Origin of the sequence: Flavobacterium sp. 2 (genome assembly GCF_049949195.1) — a bacterium.
Taxonomy (GTDB): domain Bacteria; phylum Bacteroidota; class Bacteroidia; order Flavobacteriales; family Flavobacteriaceae; genus Flavobacterium.
Genome location: NZ_CP188206.1, coordinates 680330 through 700215 on the forward strand (window position 1 = coordinate 680330; position 19886 = coordinate 700215).

The 19886-nt window shown below is 34.5% G+C and carries 20 protein-coding genes and 1 riboswitch; of the genes, 4 read left to right on the forward strand and 16 right to left on the reverse strand.

Going from position 1 to position 19886, the window contains the following annotated elements; genetic code table 11:
• The first annotated feature begins 243 nt into the window (after positions 1–243).
• Together ACNFIH_RS02790 and ACNFIH_RS02795 are read left to right on the forward strand one after the other, a co-directional pair.
• A complete protein-coding gene (locus ACNFIH_RS02790) occupies positions 244–891 on the forward strand; it encodes a BamA/TamA family outer membrane protein (RefSeq protein ID WP_426485393.1) in 648 nt (215 codons plus the stop codon).
• On the forward strand, positions 815–1318 hold the full coding sequence (locus ACNFIH_RS02795; protein WP_426485394.1) for a hypothetical protein: 504 nt from the start codon (positions 815–817) through the stop codon (positions 1316–1318). Before ACNFIH_RS02790 ends, ACNFIH_RS02795 begins: the two co-directional genes overlap by 77 nt.
• A 12-nt stretch (positions 1319–1330) precedes the next feature.
• Here the strand turns inward: ACNFIH_RS02795 and ACNFIH_RS02800 are convergent, their stop codons facing one another.
• The 16 genes from ACNFIH_RS02800 to ACNFIH_RS02875 all read right to left on the reverse strand — a co-directional run bounded on the left by ACNFIH_RS02800 (position 1331) and on the right by ACNFIH_RS02875 (position 17450).
• The gene (locus ACNFIH_RS02800) at positions 1331–2056 is read right to left on the reverse strand and encodes a ZIP family metal transporter (protein WP_426485395.1); all 726 of its coding nucleotides are present in this window, start codon (positions 2054–2056) and stop codon (positions 1331–1333) included.
• A 229-nt stretch (positions 2057–2285) separates the two neighbouring features.
• The gene (locus tag ACNFIH_RS02805; RefSeq protein ID WP_426485396.1) at positions 2286–3353 is read right to left on the reverse strand and encodes a type II asparaginase; all 1068 of its coding nucleotides are present in this window, start codon (positions 3351–3353) and stop codon (positions 2286–2288) included.
• 23 nt (positions 3354–3376) lie between these two features.
• Positions 3377–4825 (reverse strand): aspartate ammonia-lyase, encoded by a 1449-nt coding sequence (locus ACNFIH_RS02810; RefSeq protein WP_426485397.1) that lies wholly within the window; start codon positions 4823–4825, stop codon positions 3377–3379.
• 46 nt (positions 4826–4871) lie between these two features.
• Positions 4872–6098: a DcaP family trimeric outer membrane transporter gene (locus tag ACNFIH_RS02815; RefSeq protein WP_426485398.1), complete on the reverse strand. Its 1227-nt coding sequence runs from the start codon at positions 6096–6098 to the stop codon at positions 4872–4874.
• A gap of 547 nt (positions 6099–6645) precedes the next feature.
• Entirely contained in the window at positions 6646–6897 is a 252-nt protein-coding gene (locus ACNFIH_RS02820; protein ID WP_035644401.1) for a hypothetical protein, read from the reverse strand.
• A gap of 524 nt (positions 6898–7421) precedes the next feature.
• Complete coding sequence (gene metQ, locus ACNFIH_RS02825) at positions 7422–8240, reverse strand: methionine ABC transporter substrate-binding lipoprotein MetQ (RefSeq protein WP_426485399.1); 819 nt, start codon at positions 8238–8240, stop codon at positions 7422–7424.
• Between the two features lie 111 nt (positions 8241–8351).
• Entirely contained in the window at positions 8352–9005 is a 654-nt protein-coding gene (locus ACNFIH_RS02830; protein ID WP_426485400.1) for a methionine ABC transporter permease MetI, read from the reverse strand.
• The gene (metN, locus tag ACNFIH_RS02835; RefSeq protein ID WP_426485401.1) at positions 8998–10029 is read right to left on the reverse strand and encodes a methionine ABC transporter ATP-binding protein MetN; all 1032 of its coding nucleotides are present in this window, start codon (positions 10027–10029) and stop codon (positions 8998–9000) included. The genes ACNFIH_RS02830 and metN overlap by 8 nt, the downstream gene beginning before the upstream one ends.
• Positions 10030–10287: 258 nt before the next feature.
• Positions 10288–11772: an aminotransferase class V-fold PLP-dependent enzyme gene (locus tag ACNFIH_RS02840; protein ID WP_426485402.1), complete on the reverse strand. Its 1485-nt coding sequence runs from the start codon at positions 11770–11772 to the stop codon at positions 10288–10290.
• A gap of 42 nt (positions 11773–11814) precedes the next feature.
• Positions 11815–12813 carry a redoxin domain-containing protein gene (locus ACNFIH_RS02845; RefSeq protein WP_426485403.1) on the reverse strand — a complete coding sequence of 333 codons (999 nt, stop codon included), beginning with the start codon at positions 12811–12813 and terminating at the stop codon, positions 11815–11817.
• A gap of 287 nt (positions 12814–13100) precedes the next feature.
• A riboswitch (SAM riboswitch) is annotated at positions 13101–13201 on the reverse strand.
• 271 nt (positions 13202–13472) lie between these two features.
• Positions 13473–14558 (reverse strand): NAD(P)H-dependent flavin oxidoreductase, encoded by a 1086-nt coding sequence (locus ACNFIH_RS02850; RefSeq protein WP_426485404.1) that lies wholly within the window; start codon positions 14556–14558, stop codon positions 13473–13475.
• A 17-nt stretch (positions 14559–14575) separates the two neighbouring features.
• The gene (locus ACNFIH_RS02855; protein ID WP_426485405.1) at positions 14576–15025 is read right to left on the reverse strand and encodes a nuclear transport factor 2 family protein; all 450 of its coding nucleotides are present in this window, start codon (positions 15023–15025) and stop codon (positions 14576–14578) included.
• Between the two features lie 5 nt (positions 15026–15030).
• The gene (locus tag ACNFIH_RS02860; protein WP_426485406.1) at positions 15031–15762 is read right to left on the reverse strand and encodes an SDR family NAD(P)-dependent oxidoreductase; all 732 of its coding nucleotides are present in this window, start codon (positions 15760–15762) and stop codon (positions 15031–15033) included.
• A gap of 5 nt (positions 15763–15767) precedes the next feature.
• On the reverse strand, positions 15768–15986 hold the full coding sequence (locus tag ACNFIH_RS02865; RefSeq protein ID WP_026729644.1) for a tautomerase family protein: 219 nt from the start codon (positions 15984–15986) through the stop codon (positions 15768–15770).
• A gap of 4 nt (positions 15987–15990) precedes the next feature.
• The gene (locus ACNFIH_RS02870) at positions 15991–16545 is read right to left on the reverse strand and encodes a YceI family protein (RefSeq protein WP_426485407.1); all 555 of its coding nucleotides are present in this window, start codon (positions 16543–16545) and stop codon (positions 15991–15993) included.
• Positions 16546–16877: 332 nt separating this feature from the next.
• Positions 16878–17450 (reverse strand): Crp/Fnr family transcriptional regulator, encoded by a 573-nt coding sequence (locus tag ACNFIH_RS02875; RefSeq protein ID WP_142449041.1) that lies wholly within the window; start codon positions 17448–17450, stop codon positions 16878–16880.
• Between the two features lie 163 nt (positions 17451–17613).
• On the opposite strand from ACNFIH_RS02875, the gene ACNFIH_RS02880 reads away from it, so the two are divergent.
• Both ACNFIH_RS02880 and ACNFIH_RS02885 read left to right on the forward strand, forming a co-directional pair.
• Positions 17614–18012 (forward strand): DoxX family protein, encoded by a 399-nt coding sequence (locus ACNFIH_RS02880; RefSeq protein WP_426485408.1) that lies wholly within the window; start codon positions 17614–17616, stop codon positions 18010–18012.
• 210 nt (positions 18013–18222) lie between these two features.
• A complete protein-coding gene (locus ACNFIH_RS02885; protein WP_426485409.1) occupies positions 18223–19812 on the forward strand; it encodes an ABC-F family ATP-binding cassette domain-containing protein in 1590 nt (529 codons plus the stop codon).
• The last annotated feature ends 74 nt before the right edge of the window (positions 19813–19886 follow it).

Sequence of the window (19886 nt, forward strand, 5' to 3'; positions counted from 1 at the left end):
TAATTTGATTTTTGGGAATTGTTTTGAAACCTTCAGAAGCCAACTTTATTCATTTAGGATTTTAACTTTTTTAGGAATATTTTAAGAATTAAATTTAGAGAATTCTTGAAAGCCAAATTTTAATAACTTGTTCCATTTTATAAAATGGAACGTCTTAAATACCTCTTAAGTTTCACGGAAAATAAATTGGTTTTAAATTAGATGTCAGACAATCAGCTGTAACGACCTCATCTCTGAAATCACATGCAAAAGACTCTATTGATTACACTTCTTTTACTTAGTTTTTCATACTCTTGGGCACAGGAAAAAACAACTGATAGCACTAAAACATCAAAAACTAAAAACAAAAACATTGACTTTAATGTTATGCCGTATATCAGTTATAACAGAACTTTGGATTTTATGTTTGGGGCAATTCCGATGATGATGTATAAAACGGATAAAACCGACACCATTTCGCCAAAATCGCTCTCTGGCCTAACCGCTATTTACACAACAAATAAATCTTATTTTGTATGCTCTTTCAATAAATGGCATTTCAATGAAGACAAATGGCGTGCTCAACTTTTTGCTATGACCGGAAATCAAAATTCACAATTTTTCATGGATGATTTTGATGCTCCTACTTTTTATGATTTTAGTACTAAAACAACTTTAGTGAGTGTGAGTGTACTGCGAAAAATCTTCAAATCATTTTATGGCGGATTAGGTTATTCGTATGCGCATTATGACACCACTTATCAAGATGATATTCAGCCCGCTTCTACCTCACACACAAACGGACTGCAAACAATTTTGCTCTATGATACCCGAGATGCCATTTATTATCCAACCAAAGGAAATAAAATTAAGAGCAAGATGGATTACTTATCCGGAATGGTTTGGAAATGAAGTCAGTGCCAATAAAATTATCTCTGAATATAATTCTTATTTTTCCGTACGAAATAAAACAGATGTAATTGCAGCGCGTTTTGCCGGCAAATTCGGATTAGGAAATATTTCTTTTGAACAGCAGGTAACAATTGGTAACGATGATATCAGAGGCTATTCTGAAGGAAAATACCGTGGTGACGGACTTATGGCGATACAAGGCGAATACCGATACAATTTTCATAAAAGAATGGGCGTTGTTGGTTTTGCCGGAGTCGCAACAATTTATGGATCTGATACACCAAGTTTTGACTGGAAATTATATCCTGGCGCCGGCATCGGTTATCGATATAGAGCATTCAAAAATGAAAAATTCAACGTGGGGCTTGATGGCGCGGTAGGAAAAGGTGATTGGGGAGTTTATTTCAGAATTGGAGAGGCTTTCTAAAAACCTCAAAAATCAATGTGCCCTATTTTCGTAAACCACAACACAAACTGAAACGAAAAAACCAATTACGGTATAAACTCCAGCCGATTTATGTCCGTGTTCATACGCCTCCGGAATCATTGAATTAGCAAGCATCATCAAGATAGCACCGCCAGCAAAAGCCTGAATAAAGGAAAGCCATTCGTTTGAGGCATCACCAAAAAATGCATATCCCGCCAAAGAAGCCAAAGCACACAAAACCGTAATAAATATCCAAAGTGAAATAATTTTTAGATTGCTCCAATTTCCTTTTTTCATTCCTGACGAACCGGCAATAGCTTCAGGGAGATTCGAGATAAAAACAGCTACAAGCATTGCCAGACTTCCCGTTTGATGTTTGAAAAAACCTAAACCTATAATTATTGATTCTGGAATTCCATCGAGAATAATAGCCAAAACCATTGGAATAATTAAATTTGATTCTTTTGCTGCGCCAAGTTGCAAGCGATTTTTAGCTCCAAAATGACCTATAAGCCTGTCTGCTCCATAAAATAACAACGCTCCGCCAAAAAAACCAAAAGTTGGATAATTAGTGCCTCTTCCAAGTTTTACCGCTTCAAAAATCAATTCATATGAAATGGCCGAAATCAAAGTTCCCGCTCCAAAACCCATAATTTTTCCGATAAGACGATTACTTAAATTAAACCGAATGGCAATAATCCCTCCCAGAATTAAAGAAGATGTCGCTATTAAACCCATTAAAAAAGCCTGCACCATAGTAATTGCTTAAGATTCAAGTTGCATTATTTCAAAAGATAGCTTCATAGGTTTTATTTTAAACCCCATATAATAAAACCTACTCTGCCATCATTAACTAAACCAATTATAAAAAAAAACGAAACATTAATTAAAGTGTTATGAGGGGCAATTAACTAACTCTTTATCTAAAATATAGCTCAAAAATTGAGTATTCGCGTGTTCATTATTCTTAATATTCCAAGAATATTTTTTGAAGTTCATCTAGTTTTCGAGGTTTCAGCAAAGCCACTGTCAATAAAATTCTAGCCTTTTGCGGATTTAATCCATAAGAAGCAATTAACCCTAATTCATCATCGTTGCATTCTACGTTTCGTCCTACTATTCCAGTTGCCACACGCGTGCTTCGAACCACAATAATTCCTTTTTTACTGGCTCTGGCACAGGCATCCAGCGATGCTTTATTCATATTTCCGTTTCCAACTCCAGCAATTACAATTCCTTTGGCTCCTTTTTCAATTGAAGCATCGATTAAATCTGGTTTCATATCAGCATCGGCATAAATAATATCTACGCGTGGAAAAGAAGTCACACCTTTTACATCAAATTCTGAAGTTTTTCCAAATTTTTGATCAGGATAATGGTAAAAATCATTTACTCCATATGCTGTTGTTCCGATAAGTCCACGTATTGGTGACATAAAAGTCTGAACCGCTGTAGTGCTCACTTTTGTTAATGATTGCGCAGAATGTATCCAGTCGTTCATTACTAAAAGTACACCATGACCTTTTGCATTTGGATCTGCTGCAACGGCAATTGCATTGTATAAATTCAAAGGTCCATCTGCACTAATTGCTGTTGATGGACGCATAGAGCCTACAAGCACAACAGGTTTATCCGTTTTTACAACTAGATTTAAAAAATAAGCAGTTTCCTCCATAGTATCTGTTCCGTGTGTAATTACGAAACCATCTACATCTTTGCTTGAAGCCAATTCATTAATTCTATTTGCTACTTTCATCATAATATCAAATGACATATCCTGAGATCCAACATTGGCAATTTGCTCTCCTTTTATATCTGCCAATTTCAGTGCATCTGGAACCGCGTTTACCATTGCATCAATAGTAACCTGACCCGATGTATATCCTGATTGTACGCCGCTTTTAGCTGCTCCGGCAATTGTACCTCCCGTTGCCAAAATAAGAACTTTAGGCTTTGCCTGTCCAAACACACTGATACTTAGTGATAACATCACCAAAAGAAGCATTCCTTTATAAAAATTTATATTTGATTTCATATTTTTTACTTTTTAAGTTGATGTTATTTTTGACCTGTTAAACTTGCAGGATCCAAAAGTTTTTTGATTTGATCTTCTGTCAGCAATTTCTTTTCGCGAATAAGCTCCAGAATTCCTTTATTTGTAGCAAGTGCTTCTTTGGCTAATTCAGTAGTTTTTTCATATCCTAATACCGGATTCAACGCTGTAACAATACCTACACTTCTTTCCATATAATGACTTAGAACATCTTTATTTACCGTAATGCCGTCAATACAATTTTTTCTGAATAAAGGGAAAGATTTGAAAAATAATCCTTGTGATTCCATCATTGCAATGGCTTCAATAGGTTCATAGGCATTTAATTGCAATAAACCAGAATGCGCTGCAAGAGTCACAGTAAGATCATTTCCCATTACTTTAAAGCAAAGCTGATTCATAAGTTCCGGCATTACCGGATTAACTTTCCCTGGCATAATTGAAGATCCAGGCTGAAGCGCTGGCAAATTGATTTCAAAAATACCTGTACGAGGTCCTGAAGTCAGAATGATAAGATCGCTACTAATTTTAGACACTGCAACCGCCATACTTTTTAGTGCCGAAGAATAAAGCACAAACCCTTGCTGACTGGTTGTCGCAGCAATAAGATCTTTGCTCATTACAATTGGTTTTCCTGTGATTTTTGCCAAATGTGTTGCAACCTTTTCCGCATAACCTGGCGAAGCTGTAATTCCTGTTCCAATTGCAGTTGCACCCATATTTTGCTCACATAAAAAAACTTCGACCTTGCGTAACGTATTCACTTCTGCATCCAGCTGATTTCCAAAAGCATGAAATTCCTGTCCAACAGTCATTGGAACAGCATCCTGCCCTTCTGTACGCCCCATTTTTAAGACATCTTTGAACTCGTCTCCTTTTTTATGAAAGGCCTTAGCAAGCAAATCTGCTTCTTTTACAAGCTTATCATTATGAAGCAATAATGCCACTTTTATCGCTGTCGGGTAAACATCATTTGTAGATTGTCCCATGTTTAAATCATCATGAGGTTCTATATATTGATATTCTCCTTTTTTATGACCACTCATTTCTAAAGCGATATTGGCAAGTACTTCGTTCACATTCATATTTGCCGACGTACCCGCCCCGCCTTGATACAAATCAACAAGAAATTGATCATGGTATTTTCCGTCAATGACAGCCTGACAAGCTTTTTCTATTGCTGCAAGTCGGTCTTTTTTTAGTCGGCCAACATCGGCATTCGCTCTTGCGGCCGCTAATTTTACCATTGCAAAAGCTCTAACATAATCAGGGTAAAATTGTGTTGTCATTCCGCTGATCTGGAAATTCTCCAGTGCACGAGCCGTTTGAACTCCGTAATAAGCATTTGCGGGAATTTGTTTATCGCCCAAAAGATCTTTTTCAGTTCGGGTTTGAGCTTTTAGGGAAGTAATACAGAGACCGCACAGTAGTATGTATTGTATTTTTTTATACATGTTTTCTATTTTTTTTGTTTTATTGGGAACATTCTACAGCTTTTAATTATTGATTTTTTCTATAGAATGTTTCTGAGAAATTGTATTTAAACGAAAATTGTACTTTTGTTATCGAAGTACTCCAACCATCTCTAAAATTATCACGGTCTCCCCATTGAAATTCACCCCCAACCAAGCAGTTTTTTGCTGGAGAATAAAGCACATTTGCTACAATGTATTGTCCTTTTTTGAAGGCATCATTAGTCATTGCGCTAGAGTTGTCAATATCGATCATTGAGTAGCCTATCGAGGTTGTAAATTTTTCATTCCAGGAATGATCAAGAAAAGCAACTACTCCAAGTAAAGGAAGCGCAACACCTTTTACAGGTTTTGTTGGATTCCCTGTGTTTTCAATTCCAATATCAACAGGAGCATCATTCATGTAATTCTGAATGCCTTCTCCGTAAACGACCTGACCTCTGAAAACATCATTTTTTCCAAATTTGACATTTGTACTCAAATTTAAACCCCATCCAACAGCATCTCCTGACAAATCGTATTGATCGTTGTTTTGATCTTTCCACTCTATTTTTCTCACAATCCCAGCTAATTCAAGATAACCCCAGTTGAATGCATGACGATATTCTGCAGATAAATCTGGAAAAGGAAATCTGGCATTCACCCCCTGAAGCTCAATACGATCTTCATAAATTCCCTGATCAGCACTTGCTCCGGGTCTTTCTAATGCAATGGTTAAACGAGTGTCGCCTTGAATTGGCATATAACGAATTTGGATATTTCGGAAAAAGACCATTCCTGTTGGTCCCCAATATTCCAATGTGTTAGGAAACACATCAATATCCATGAAAGGGCTCCAGGTTTGCCCAGCTCCAAACTTTCCTAATTCAGCATAAGCGTGGCGCAAACGAAAAGTGGTTTGTCCGGCATCAACTCCGGTTCCGAACAATTCAAATTCAAAATGAGTTTTTAATTCTCCAATTCCGGTATCAAAATAATTTTTTATACCGAATCTTGTCTGACGTACAGATGCGTAGTAACTTCCATCAACACCATATTGATCTTTGTAAGAGGGTAATTTCGTAGGTCTTACAACATCATACCAATCAGATTGAATCTGATTAAAATTATAGCCAACATCAGTCATGATAAATCCGTAGATTTCCATGCTTTTTTTAGCTCCATCATCCTGACCATGTATGAGGTTTATGATCAGAAGACAAATTAAAATGGTCAGATGCCTGATCTTAACCAGATTTAAAAACTTTTTTTTCATAATGATTTATAGTTTAAAATTGTTTGTTTAATAATAATGAACTAAAACTTATCTCTTATGGGGTAAAAGTCTGGCTGATATTTCTAGGAACTTGGCATTTAAAAAGGGTTTATAACGGAATTTTCATAAATCGATGTTTACAAAATTTCTTTTAAAAAAGAATCTTTTATTTCATGTAGTAGTCAATTTCAAAAACAACAACTAATACATTAATTTACAAATAGTTGTGTTTTAAATTTTATCTTAAATAAAGCATAAAATTACGAAGTAAATTCACATAAGAATATATTATTTTGTTTCATTTTATAACTTGAAACATCTTGAAAAGTATTCTTTATTTTATAAATACGCACCGCAAAGCACTGCAAATACTGGTAATTTTAAAAAGTAAAGAAAAAAGAGGACTGTGTCTTTAAAAACATACCTTAAACAATAGTTAAAGACAGCGATTGTTTTTACGTCTTTCATTCAAAAAAAAACTCATTTCTAATGAAATGAGTTTTTACAGCTTACTAATTAAATAAATGAAACAAACTTCTATGAATTTTTATTTTTTATCCCATCCATTTCTAATCAAATAAATCAGGATTTCTTCTTCTAATTCTTTAGCCAAATTTTCGGCTTCAAGTTTGTATTGAAAGTATTTTTCAAATTTCTTCTTGTACTTCTCTGTTTTAAGCATATTGGAACAATAGTCATCGCAGATCGTTTTAAAATTATCATCTACCAAATACAAAACCTTTAACGATTCTAAGTATTCTGAAAATTTTAAATTATATAACTCTTTGGGAACAGACATACTATACAATTTATAAAATTAAATGAATTCTGCTTTTTGGAATATTTTGAAAATCAACTTCTTGTATTAGAAACTAAAAAACTGTATTTCAACATTATGTATTCTTATCGAAGTATAAAGTTAAGAAGCAATAAAATGTAAAATATCTTTTTTCTACCGCAAGTCTGTTTCATATTATAAAATGAAACCTAAAGTTTTTTAACAGCTTAAAATGCATCATTTCTATTAAAAGAAACTTTTAGTGTAAAAAATTTAACAATCACAAGCTGGTAGCTGTTTTTCAGTCCATAATGAAGTATCTATTGATGATGTTTGAATACCATAATTATATTTTTGCCTTAAAATATATTTTTTAGAATTGTACGAATTACTTTTCGCAATTGTTCCATTTCAGAAAGCAAAATGCAACGTTGACCTTCAGAATCTTAAAAATTAATCTTCCTTCTTTACTCATCAAATAAAAAAAGACGAATAATATCACCGTTGATACCATTCGTCTTTCTTTTATTTAGCAATTTAATTTATTACCAGCCTTTTACTGCGCCGCCTTTAAATTCTTTTTCAGCCGCTTTTTCAACTTCCGGAGATTGAAAAGCCAGCAAAAACTGTTTTACTTTCTCCTCATTTTTATTGTCTTCACGACTAACTACCAAATTCACATAAGGTGATTCTTTATCTTCAACAAATAAAGCATCACGTGAAGGAACCAATCCTGCCTGAGAAGCAAACGTATTATTGATAATCGCAATTGAAACATTGGCATCATCTAAAGCTCTTGGTAATTGTGGCGCTTCTAATTCTAAAATTTTCAAGTTTTTAGGATTACTTATAATGTCTGTTACTTTTGGCAATAAACCCACGCCATCTTTCAATTTCAATAAACCATTTTTCTGCAAAAGCAATAATGAACGCCCTCCGTTTGTTGGATCATTCGGAATAATAATCGTGCTTTCGTTTTTCAATTCTGAAAGGTTTTTTATTTTTTTCGAATAAGCTGCAATTGGGTAAACAAATGTTTTTCCAATGATTGCCAATTTGTAACCACGTTGTTTAGATTGTTCGTCCATGTATGGCTTGTGCTGAAAAGCATTCGCATCGATATCACCCTGGCTTAAAGCTTCATTTGGAATTACATAATCATTAAAAGAAACCAATTCTACTTCTAATCCAAATTTTTCTTTTGCTACTTTTTTAGCTGCTTCAGCCACTTTCAATTCTGGTCCGGCAGCAACTCCAACCTTAATAAAATGTGGATCATTCTTTTTATCATTTCCACAATTTGATAAAACAAGCGCCAAAGCCAAAACTCCAGCCGTTCTTAAAATATTTAATTTATTTTTCATTTCTATATTAATTTTTAATGTTCAATTTCAGGTTTCAGGTTTCAGGTTTCAGGTTTCAGGTTTCAGGTTTCAAGTTCTAACTCATAATTCATAACTCATAATTCATAATTCCTATCGGTGATCGAATCGTTTTGATAATCGATCTCCCACAAACTGGATCAAGAATACCAAAATAACCAGTAAACCCAAAACCGAATTCATCGTTACCGCATCATAACCTATATATCCGTATTGATAACCAACTTGTCCTAATCCGCCAGCGCCAACAGCTCCACCCATTGCAGAATAACCTACAAGAGTAATTAAGGTAATCGAAGCCGCATTGATTAAAGAAGGCAAAGCTTCCGGAAGCAAAACTTTATAAACAATTTGAAAAGGAGTTGCACCTAAAGCTCTTGCCGCTTCAATCAATCCCGAAGGAAGACTTAATAAACTGTTTTCGACCAAACGAGCAATAAACGGCGCTGCACCAATGCTCAACGGAACTAAAGCTGCACTAACACCAATTGAAGTTCCAACAATAGCACGTGTAAACGGAATCATCCAAACGATTAAAATGATGAATGGAATCGAACGAAAAATATTCACCAAAACCGATAAAGTTCTGTTTAAAACAGGCTGTTCTAAAATTTGATTTTTACGCGTCAGGAAAAGTAAAATTCCTGTTGGAAGCCCCAATAAAAAGCCAAAAAAGCCCGATACAAAAGTCATAACTATGGTTTCCCATGTTCCTTTTACTAATAAATCTATAATTGAATCAGACATAACCTAGAATTTCTGTTTTAATGTGTTTTGAATTAAAATATTGAATTGCAGCATCGTAATTCTCGCGTTTTCCTGAAAGTTCAATCAGCATAACACCAAAATTTACTTCGCCAGCCTGATCCATTTGTGCGCTTACAATTTTGAAATCAGTATCAAAAAGTCTTGAAACTTCAGAAATTACAGGTTCATTAACTGATTTTCCTGTCATTTCTAATTTTAATAACGGATTCAGGTTTCCATTGTCTTCTTTTTGCAATTTTTCTTCGTAAACCGATGGAACTTCTATATGTAAAGACGAAGAAATAAATTCTCTGGTCAATTCCTCTTTTGGATCAGCGAAAATTTCTCCGACACTTCCCTGTTCTATCAGTTTTCCGTGGCTGATTACGGCAACTTCATCACAAATCGATTTTACGACTTCCATTTGATGTGTAATAAGTAAAACTGTAATGTTCAAACGTTTATTGATATCTTTCAATAAATTCAAAATTGAACGTGTTGTTGCGGGATCTAAAGCACTGGTCGCTTCATCACACAACAATACTTTTGGATTATTAGCCAAAGTTCTCGCAATCGCCACTCTTTGTTTTTGTCCACCAGAAAGACTTGCCGGATAATCGTTTGCTTTTTCAGCCAAACCTACTAATTGCAGTAATTCCAAAACACGTGTTTTGATTTCACTTTTTGAAGTTCCGGCCAATTCTAACGGAAAAGCAACATTCTCGAAAACAGTTCTTGAAGAAAGTAAATTGAAATGCTGAAAAATCATTCCGATTTGTCTTCTTTCGATTGCTAACTCTCGGTTTGAAAGTTGCATCAACGCTTTTCCATCCACAATAATTTCACCCGAAGTTGGTCTTTCCAACAAATTCACACATCGGATCAAAGTACTTTTTCCAGCACCCGAAGTTCCGATAACACCAAAAATTTTCCCCTGCGGAACTCTCAACGAGACATCAGACAAAGCAGTCACAACTCTGTCTTTCTGATGGAAAGTTTTGGTTACATTTTTTAATTCAATCATTTCTCAATCAAGGTTAAAAACAAAAAAGCCTTTCAAATATTCGTGAAAGGCTTTTTGAAATAAATAATATCATTTTATATAGAAGCCAGCTCAATGAATCGCATTACAATAGTACAGCACATCATACTGTTGTTATAATAATTCTTCATATTCTGGTCGTTTTTTCTCATTGCGATTGCAAATTTAAGTAGTAATTTCCAATTTTAGCACAAAAATCATTAAAACTTTTATTACCCTATCAAAATAATAGATTATTTTTTATTGCAATCTAAACCAATCGTTCACTTCTCTCGAAATGGTATCTTTTATTTCAGGGTTTTCAAATTCATTTGTTGCAGGATTATAGACGTAATCTTTCTGCCATTCTTTATAATACAAAGCCACTTGCTTAATAGCATTACAAATAAATAAAAGCTCTTCATCTGTAGTAATTGGATGCAGTGACAAACGTACCCAACCTGGTTTACTGGTTTGATTTTTATCCAATAATTCATTGGTAATCAAATTGGAACGTTTTTCATCAATATTGAACAGATAATGCGCATAAGTACTCGCGCATGACCAGCCACCGCGAACCTGAATTCCGAAACGATCATTTAAAAGTCTTACGATTAAATTGTAATGAATATCTTCGATCACAAAAGAAACACAACCAATTCGCTTGCTTTTTAAGTCTCCTAAAATGGACAAGCCTTGTATTTTTTGAAGTTTAGAAAAACAAACATCTAATAATTCTTTTTCTCTTTTTGCAATCTGCTCCACTCCCATTTTTTCTTTTAATTCTATTGCCAATGCAGTTCGAATCACTTGCAAAAATCCCGGAGTTCCGCCGTCTTCTCTTACTTCAATTATGTCACTGTACGAATATTTTCCTAACGGATTTGTCCATTTTACATTTCCTCCTCCCGGATTATCAGGAAAATCTGATTGGTATAATTTTTCATTAAAAACCAAAACACCGCAAGTTCCTGGTCCACCCAAAAATTTGTGAGGCGAAAAGAAAATCGCATCTAATTGTTGTTCCGGATCTTTTGGATGCATATCGATTTTGACGTAAGGAGCCGAAGCTGCAAAATCTACAAAACACAATCCACCGTTTTGATGCATGATTTTGGCTAATTCATAATAAGGTGTAATAATTCCAGTAACGTTTGAGCATGCCGTAAAAGAACCGATTTTTACACTTCTGTCAGCGTATTTTTTTATTTCTGAAGAAAGAATTGCCGGATCCACCAAGTTATTTTCATCCGGAGGCAAAATTACAACATCGGCATTGGTTTCATACCACGAAACCTGATTTGAATGATGCTCCATGTGTGTGATAAAAACAACAGGTTTATCATTTGCATTTTCTTTTTGATGATTCTTTCTCAAGCCGATAATGCGCTGTAATTTCGACAAAGCAGCCGTCATTCCGGTTCCGGTTGTAACTAAAACATCAGATTCGTTTGCATTAACCGACTTTTTAATAATGTCTCTTGCTCGTTGATAAGCATAAGTCGAAGCTTTTCCGGTTTGACTTGAAAACGAATGCGTATTGGCAATCATCGGACCAACTTTATTGAGCATAATATCTTCAATCGGGACGTATAATCTTCCGCTGGCAACCCAATCTGCATAAAGCAAATTTTGTTCTCCGTAAACCGATTCAAAAATATGATCAATTCCTAATGTGTTTTCTCTAAACTTATTAAAGTAACACTCAGATTCTGTTGGTTTTGTTGTTGGCTCAATAGCATTCATTTCCCTATCATTTTTAAATTAACAAATTGTATTATCGATTGATTAGTTGTTGCTGACTTTTTTGTCTAAAAGCGATTTTAAAGTTGATTGTAACTCTTCTCCATGAAGATTTTTAGCTATAATAGTTCCTTTAGAATCCACTAAATAATTCGCCGGAATTGCTCTTACGCCATACAATTTTGCAACTGCGCTGTTCCAGAAAAGCAAATCAGAAACATGTGTCCATGTAAGTTTATCGTCCTGAATTCCTTTAATCCAGTTTTCTTTCTTTTTGTCTAAAGAAACGGCGATTATATTAAATCCCTTATCGTGGAATTCTTTGTAAGCTGCCACAATATTTGGATTTTCTCTTCGGCATGGACCACACCATGAAGCCCAAAAATCAACTAAAGTGTAACCTTTTAAATTTTCAGAAAAATGAACCGGTTTTCCTTCTGTATCATTGGCCGTAAAATCTGGCGCTTTTTTTCCAACCGCTAATCCGTCTAATACAATAGCCAAATCTTTTAGTTCTTTCACGTAAGTGATATTCTGAAGACTTTTATCCAACAAAGCAATATTTTTTGTGATTTGCTCTGGAGTAAGTCGATATGACCAGTTTCTATACAAAACATAAGCTGAAACAATCGATTTTGGATTTTCTGTAATGAATTTGCTGATTTCTACATCTTTTGATTTTTTATATGTTTCAAACAAATCTTGTGCAGCAGAACCTTCAACAACTGAATTTGTATAATACTTTTTCGGACTTAATTTAACTGTAATTGGCCCTTTTTCAAGAAAAACATACAATGGCGAATCTGCAGTATTTACACTTAAACCGTATAATTCTGGCGTTTTTACTTTTGTTCTAAAACTGAAATTCCCATCCTTCACTTTTACCGAATCAATTGTGGTAAACATTTTATTATGAAACTTTTGCAAATACACATATTGTGTAACCGTATCGACAACAGTTCCTTTTAACTGCAAATTACTTTCTTGTGCCTGAATTTGGATTGTTCCAAAAAATAAAGCAAAACCTAATAGTATTTTTTTCATTTGTTTTTGATTTTTAGTGATTAATAAGTTTATGATGATTTTTTAAATTGTGTTTTTAAATTGAGCAAAAGACTTCCTGTGCCAATCCTGAAAGACTTGGCAAATCTTGTTTTTAAAAGAAAAATGAAAATCTAAAACCTTTGCATTCGGAAAACTTGAATATTATTTTCTTGAATGAACAAATTGAAACGATCAGAATCGGCGTGTAATAGAACTGACTTGGTTTTCATTTTTTTTAAAATAAATTTTAATACTGATGATCTCATTCAGATTTGTTTTAGAAATCTTTCTTATCTGTCCCGCAAGGCGGGAAGGATTTAGCACCTTGTTTAGCAACAGGTTGCTAAGACTTCACAGGGCCTACTCCCTCAGTCTTTCTGGATAAGTATCATTACAGAAATATTCTGCGTTACAAATATATATTAATTCTACCGAATTAGTCAAGTTTAAAGTTACTTTTTTTGAATTTTATTTTTAATTAAGCGAACTTCACTCAATAATAAACTCAAAAACAATGATTTATAAAACATAAAAATTAGCTTATTATCGATCAAATTAAGTCTATTTTAGCTTTTATATTTAAAAAAAGACATAAAAAAAACTCATTCCGCTTCTGAAATGAGTTCATTATTATCTTAAAAAGTAGCGTAAATACATTATCACGCTTTCAAATCATCAAAATAAGCTGTTGTTTCTTCAATCAAAGAATGCATTAATTCCCCTGCCCTTCTGTGTTTTAGAATTGGTGAAATTTGTCCGCCCCAAAAAAGTATCATATCCCATTTTTCCTGATCTAGTGCCGCTTTTCGCAAATGAGACATAAAAGTAGTCTGCAATGGGAATGGAAGAACATCTGCTTCTTTTCCCATAATTTCTTTTGCAATTCTGCTCGTAATACCACGCCCGAGCCTTCCTGTATAAGCGCGCGATAAAGTTGTATATTTTGATGCATCTGAAAATAACATCTCTCTGTGAATTGGCAAAGCATTTGATTCTTCGGTAGCTAAAAATGCGGTTCCCAATTGAGCGGCGCTTGCTCCTAAAGCCAATGCTGCGGCAATTCCTTTTCCGTTTGCAATTCCGCCTGCAGCAATAACAGGAATTTTTACTTTTTCTCTAATTAATTGCAACAAAACAAAAGTTCCAGTTACTGAAGATTCGGCAGAAGCCAAAAATGAAGGTCGGTGTCCGCCTGCTTCAAAACCTGATGCGATAATCATATCGACGCCTGCATTTTCTAAAAATAATGCTTCGTCTAAAGTTGTTGCAGCGCCAACGGTTACAATTCCTAATTTTTTACATTGTTCCAAAATAGCTGTAGAAAGCGTTCCAAACATAAAACTGAAAACCTTCGGACGAATATCCAGAACAACTTGCAACTGATTTTCAAATCGGGATTGAAATGACGCCGGTTTTTCTGGCAATGGAATTCCGACTTCGTCAAAATAAGGCTTGAACAATTCTTTTGCTTTGTTATATTGTTCATCTGTGATTCCGCTTGGTTCCATATCGGAATCCGAAACCCAAAGATTTAGATTATACGGTTTATTGGTTAAGGCTTTTATCTGTTTGTCAGCTTCATAAATCTCCTGCGGACTCATAGTGTATGCGCCATATCCCCCCAAACCGCCAGCATTTGAAACGGCCGCCGTCAATTCAGGCGTGGACAAATTTCCGCCAAATGGCCCTTGCATAATCGGATATTGAATTCCTAATAATTCTGAAGCTTTAGTATTGTACCACATCACTTTAAAATTTAAAATTATTCGCTTAAATCAGTCAGCATTTTGTTGACAATAAGCCATTTTCCGTTGATCTTATGGAAAGATAAAAAATCACGATAATTAAAATCGTACATTTTCACATTTAGTTCTGCAATCGCGATTGAATTTACGACTTTTATATTCAAAATTTCACCTTTAAAAGGTTTTCCTGAATCTTTTGGACTTTGTCTGTTTTTTACACCATCCAAATAAAGATCCACAGTTTTAAAATACGGCTGACCTTTTACATCTCCAAAAACAAAACTTCCCGGATAAAAAATACTTCCCAAAAGCAATACATCGCCTTCATAAATTCCTTTAAAATAATAGTTTTCAACTGCATCTCTTATCGCTGCAATTTCTGCCTGATTTTCCATTTTGATCGTATTTTGAGCTTTTATGCCCTGAAAACTCCAGAGCATAAAAGCAGTTAATAAAATAGTTTTCATTTTAATTATAAGTTGTGCCCTGCTGCTTTTCCACCGTCAACATTGATAATGGCACCGGTAATAAAATTACTTTTGGCAACAGTGTACACCATTTCGGCAACATCGTCAATTTCTCCAACTCGATTCAGTAAGTGTAAACCAGCGGCCGCATCAGCATTATCACCGTGCATTGGCGTTCTGATTACTCCCGGAGCAACTGTATTGAAACGAATGTTTTGTTTTCCAAATTCCGCCGCTAATTGAACTGTAATAGCGTGAATAGCTCCTTTACTTGCGATAGGTGCCGAAGCTGGCCATCCGCCCAAACCGTGATTTACAAGCGGTGTTCCAATATTGATTACAACACCACCTTTTTGTTCCAACATTTGAGGAACCACAGCCTGAGTTGTAAAATAAGTTCCTTTTAAATTGGTTGTCAAAAATTTATCTAAATAAGCTTCATCAACTTCCAAAAAAGGTTTACTGTCAAAGATTCCGGCATTGTTTACCAAAACATCAACTGAACCAAATTTTTCGATTGCAATTTTTACTAATTGTTTCCCTGTTTCTTTGTTGCTGATATCTCCGGCATACATTGCCAAATTATCGCCTCCGCCAAATTCATTAAAAGCACTTTCTAATGACGCTGGTGTTACTGAATTGATGACAACATTATCTCCTCTGTCCAAAAAGTATTTTGCGATTCCTTTTCCAATACCAGATGCTGCTCCGGTAACGATTATAGTTTGTTTTTTCATGATGTTTATTTTTTATCGGCTGTTATGCCTTTTTCTCTTAATACTGATACTTGTTCTCCTGCGTAACCCCAATCGTCTAATTCAACTTCCTGAATTACAACATGAGTCAAATGCGGATCTTTATTTAAAACCTCGGTAATCAAATTCGTTATTCCGCTTATTAATTGCTGTTTTTGCTCGCGTGTTACGCCTTCGCGAGTCAATTCTAATTTTACGTAAGGCATGGCTTTAGTTTTTAGATTGTTCTGAAAAAATGGCTTCGGCAGTGATATTAAAATCAAGATCAAAGTCATTGTAGATTAATGTATCGCCTAAATCGACAAAGAAATTTCCTGAGCGGAATTTGATATCGTATTTGGTACGATCAATAATCATTTTCCCTGTAAGGGCAATTGTATTTCGATTGTTTTCTAACGTTGCTTCAAAACCTGCAACGTGTGTAATATCTTTTATGGTAAGATTACCTTCAAGATAAAAAGTGGTGTCTGATAATTCTTTTACAGAAAGAACATCAAAAGTTGCTGTTGGAAATTTTTCGATTGAGAAAAAATCATCTGAGGCAAGATGACCTCCGAATTGTGTGTTTGTTGCCGGATCTGTTACGTCCAGAATTTTAATAGAAGCGGTATCAATTACAACTTTCCCGCCTTTTACTTTTCCATCTTGCAAGATGAAATTACCTTCTTTGATACCAATTGTACCATTATGTGCACCGGTTACTTTTCTTCCAGTCCATTCTACGTTGCTGTTTGAGCTTACGATTTTATAATTTGTTGTTTCCATTGTGATTGTATTTAAGTGTATTTAAAATTACAGTACAAAGGAACGACGACTATGGAAATGGGTTACGTGACCTACATCACATTCTTTTTTGAGGTTCTAAGATGCTAAGATTCTAAGGCGCTAAGGTTTTTTTACAGAATGCTTATTTTGGTCTCTCGCAGATTTGGCAGATAAAAAAGATTGAAAAAATAATCCGCTCAATCTGCAAAATCTGCGAGAGCCAATATATTTGCTGTTTTGCGAGATTAATTAGTAGCTACATAATTTGCAAAATCTGCATGAAACAAACTATTTTAATCCATTTCATCCATAAAATCTGTGGTCCATAAAATCTACGAATTATAAAGCCTGCTCAGCGTTTCTCTGGAGACTCCTAAATAAGCCGCAATCAAATGTTTCGGAACAAGATTATACAATTGAGGATATAATGCCAAAAGCTCTTCATAACGTGCTTTGACATTATTATTCATAAACGATAAAAGCCTTTTTTGGGAAGCAATATATCCTTTGTTCGTTCTCCAACGGAAGAAATGTTCTACTTGGTGATATTCTTTGCAGAGTTTTTCGCGGTCTTCGTTTGACAGGCAAAGCACTTCAGCATCGGTAATGCAATCAACGTTTATGGTTGCTTCGGTTTGATTGTACAAAGCGCTGTAATCAGATGTCCACCAGGTTGGCATTGCAAACTGTAATATGTACATTTTGATTTCATCATTTATAAAAAATGCTTTCAGACAACCTGAAATCACAAAATATTCGCAGTTTACTTTATCTCCGGCACTAATAATGGTTTGGCCTTTTTTAAAAGACAATGGCTTAAAATGAGAATAGAAATAATCAAATTCTTCTTCTGTCAATACAGCAGTTTTGGCGATATGTTGTTGCAAAATGGCTTTGGTTTCCATTATTAAATTTCGGTTTTAAAGTATTCTGTAAAGTTATGAAATCAGATGAACTTTCGGATTGTCTATTTCAGAAATCAATTTGTCCGTTTCACCAAAAAACTCATATGTTTTCTGTTGCATCTGACGCAATTTTGTCCTGTTTAACAACTTAAAAATTAAAATCATGAACACAAAAACGACAAAAATTATTTATTGGACAGGAATTATTTTAACTTCTTTATGGTTTGGTGCCAGCGGGTTTTTCGAATTAACTTCAAATCCAATTGTTTGGGGAATAACACAACAATTGGGCTATCCAGCACATTTTATTTACATTCTTGGTGTGTTTAAAGTCGCTGGAGTAATCACATTATTAATTCCGAATAAATTATTACGATTGAAAGAATGGGTCTTTGCCGGAATTTTCTTTGACATCACTTTTGCTTTCTTTTCAAAATTAGCGGTATTAGACTTTCCTTCGACAATCGATGCTATTATTGCTTTTGCCATGGTGAGCGTAACATACGCTATGTTTAGAGAATTATATTCAGCTAATTATTCTAAAAATGCGATTGTAGGCTAATTTTAAGGCTTTTTAAGACCCAAAAAATATAAAAGCGTCTCAAAACCTCTGAGACGCTTTTTGTTTTATTATGAGTTTTTAAAACATTTATTATCTTTGCACTTTCAAATAAACCACTTCCGTACATGTGAATAAATAATTTCTTTCAGATATAGAGACAGCAAGCCAGACTTGGTTTTTGCTGATTTATTAATGCTTAAGAAAGAGATTATGATCATTCTGCAAAACATTTCATATACACATTCTAATACAGAATTGCTGTTCGACGCAATCAGTTTAACAGTAAATACAGGCAATAAAATCGCCTTAACAGGACATAACGGTTCTGGAAAATCAACTTTGCTTAAAATTATAGCAAAAGAATTATTTCCGTCAAGCGGAACAATCGAAATCGAGACTGAACCGTATTATATTCCGCAAATTTTCGGGCAATACAATCATTTAACGATTGCTGAAGCTTTACAAATCGATCAAAAATTGACCGCTTTCCACGAAATTCTTGAGGGAAATGTAAGCGAAACCAATTTAAATCTGCTCAACGACGACTGGACAATTGAAGATCGTTGCAATGAAGCTTTAAATTATTGGAAATTAAATGGTTTAGATTTAAATCAGAAAATGGAACTTTTAAGCGGAGGCCAGAAAACAAAAGTCTTTCTTGCCGGAATTGCTATTCATCAGCCCAAACTTATTTTATTGGACGAACCAAGCAATCATCTTGATGTTGAAGGACGAAATTTATTGTATCAATTTATAAAAACCTCAACTACAACAATGTTGATTGTAAGCCACGACAGAAAACTGCTGAATTTGCTTGATACAACTTGTGAGCTAAAATCAAACGGAATCAAAACGTACGGTGGTAATTATGATTTTTATTTGGAGCAAAAGAATATCGAAAAGAATGCTTTAGCACTTGATATTCATTCGAAAGAAAAAGCACTTCAAAAAGCCAAAGAAAAACAGCGAGAAACGATCGAAAGACAACAAAAATCAGATGCAAAAGGCAAAAAGAAGCAAGAAAAAGCCGGAGTTGCCCGTATTATGATGAATACTTTAAAGAATAAAGCCGAAAACAGCACTTCGAAAACCAAAAGCGTTCATGAAGAGAAAATTGGTGGTATTTCACAGGAATTACGTGAATTGCGTGAAAATGTTTCGAGTTTGGATAAAATGAAATTCGGCCTTGATAATTCACGTTTACACAAAGGAAAAGTGCTCGTAACCGCCGAATCGCTGAATTATAGTTACAACGAAGAAAAGATTTGGAAAACCAATTTAAATTTTCAGATTCTTTCGGGAGAAAGAATTGCGTTAAAAGGAAATAACGGTTCCGGAAAAACAACGCTGATTAAATTAATTTTAAAAGAATTACAGCCAAAATTAGGAAATCTGAAAATTGCAGATTGCAAAAGCGTTTATATTGACCAGGATTATTCCCTAATCAATAACGCGCTAACGGTTTATGAACAGGCACAGCAAAGCAATACGTCGGGTTTAGAAGAACACAATATCAAAATGAGATTGAATCGTTTTCTTTTCGGCAAATCAGATTGGGATAAACCTTGCCAGTTTTTAAGCGGAGGAGAAAGAATGCGTTTAATGCTTTGCGGATTAACAATCACAAATCAAGCACCCGATTTAATCATTCTCGATGAACCTACAAATAATCTTGACTTGCAAAATATCGAAATTCTGACTGCTGCTTTAAATGAATATCAGGGAACTTTAATTGTGGTTTCACACGATGAAATATTCTTAAAAGAAACAAACATAAACAACAGTATTACTTTAACTTAGAATGCTATATATAAATAAAAACTTGAAATGTAATTTATAAATATTTCATACTGAAAGATAGATAATCTAACCGC

Excerpts from the sequence above, each read along its gene's own strand:
- ACNFIH_RS02830 (WP_426485400.1), bottom strand. The coding sequence starts at position 9,005 with ATGTCTGATTCAATTATAGATTTATTAGTAAAAGGAACATGGGAAACC.
- ACNFIH_RS02875 (WP_142449041.1), bottom strand. The coding sequence starts at position 17,450 with ATGGAAACCAAAGCCATTTTGCAACAACATATCGCCAAAACTGCTGTA.
- ACNFIH_RS02860 (WP_426485406.1), bottom strand. The coding sequence starts at position 15,762 with ATGAAAAAACAAACTATAATCGTTACCGGAGCAGCATCTGGTATTGGA.
- metQ (WP_426485399.1), bottom strand. The coding sequence starts at position 8,240 with ATGAAAAATAAATTAAATATTTTAAGAACGGCTGGAGTTTTGGCTTTG.
- ACNFIH_RS02790 (WP_426485393.1), top strand. The coding sequence starts at position 244 with ATGCAAAAGACTCTATTGATTACACTTCTTTTACTTAGTTTTTCATAC.
- ACNFIH_RS02870 (WP_426485407.1), bottom strand. The coding sequence starts at position 16,545 with ATGGAAACAACAAATTATAAAATCGTAAGCTCAAACAGCAACGTAGAA.
- metN (WP_426485401.1), bottom strand. The coding sequence starts at position 10,029 with ATGATTGAATTAAAAAATGTAACCAAAACTTTCCATCAGAAAGACAGA.
- ACNFIH_RS02800 (WP_426485395.1), bottom strand. The coding sequence starts at position 2,056 with ATGGGTTTAATAGCGACATCTTCTTTAATTCTGGGAGGGATTATTGCC.
- ACNFIH_RS02885 (WP_426485409.1), top strand. The coding sequence starts at position 18,223 with ATGATCATTCTGCAAAACATTTCATATACACATTCTAATACAGAATTG.
- ACNFIH_RS02795 (WP_426485394.1), top strand. The coding sequence starts at position 815 with ATGCCATTTATTATCCAACCAAAGGAAATAAAATTAAGAGCAAGATGG.
- ACNFIH_RS02880 (WP_426485408.1), top strand. The coding sequence starts at position 17,614 with ATGAACACAAAAACGACAAAAATTATTTATTGGACAGGAATTATTTTA.
- ACNFIH_RS02805 (WP_426485396.1), bottom strand. The coding sequence starts at position 3,353 with ATGAAATCAAATATAAATTTTTATAAAGGAATGCTTCTTTTGGTGATG.
- ACNFIH_RS02845 (WP_426485403.1), bottom strand. The coding sequence starts at position 12,813 with ATGAAAAAAATACTATTAGGTTTTGCTTTATTTTTTGGAACAATCCAA.
- ACNFIH_RS02865 (WP_026729644.1), bottom strand. The coding sequence starts at position 15,986 with ATGCCTTACGTAAAATTAGAATTGACTCGCGAAGGCGTAACACGCGAG.
- ACNFIH_RS02850 (WP_426485404.1), bottom strand. The coding sequence starts at position 14,558 with ATGTGGTACAATACTAAAGCTTCAGAATTATTAGGAATTCAATATCCG.
- ACNFIH_RS02815 (WP_426485398.1), bottom strand. The coding sequence starts at position 6,098 with ATGAAAAAAAAGTTTTTAAATCTGGTTAAGATCAGGCATCTGACCATT.
- ACNFIH_RS02820 (WP_035644401.1), bottom strand. The coding sequence starts at position 6,897 with ATGTCTGTTCCCAAAGAGTTATATAATTTAAAATTTTCAGAATACTTA.
- ACNFIH_RS02855 (WP_426485405.1), bottom strand. The coding sequence starts at position 15,025 with ATGAAAACTATTTTATTAACTGCTTTTATGCTCTGGAGTTTTCAGGGC.
- ACNFIH_RS02840 (WP_426485402.1), bottom strand. The coding sequence starts at position 11,772 with ATGAATGCTATTGAGCCAACAACAAAACCAACAGAATCTGAGTGTTAC.
- ACNFIH_RS02810 (WP_426485397.1), bottom strand. The coding sequence starts at position 4,825 with ATGTATAAAAAAATACAATACATACTACTGTGCGGTCTCTGTATTACT.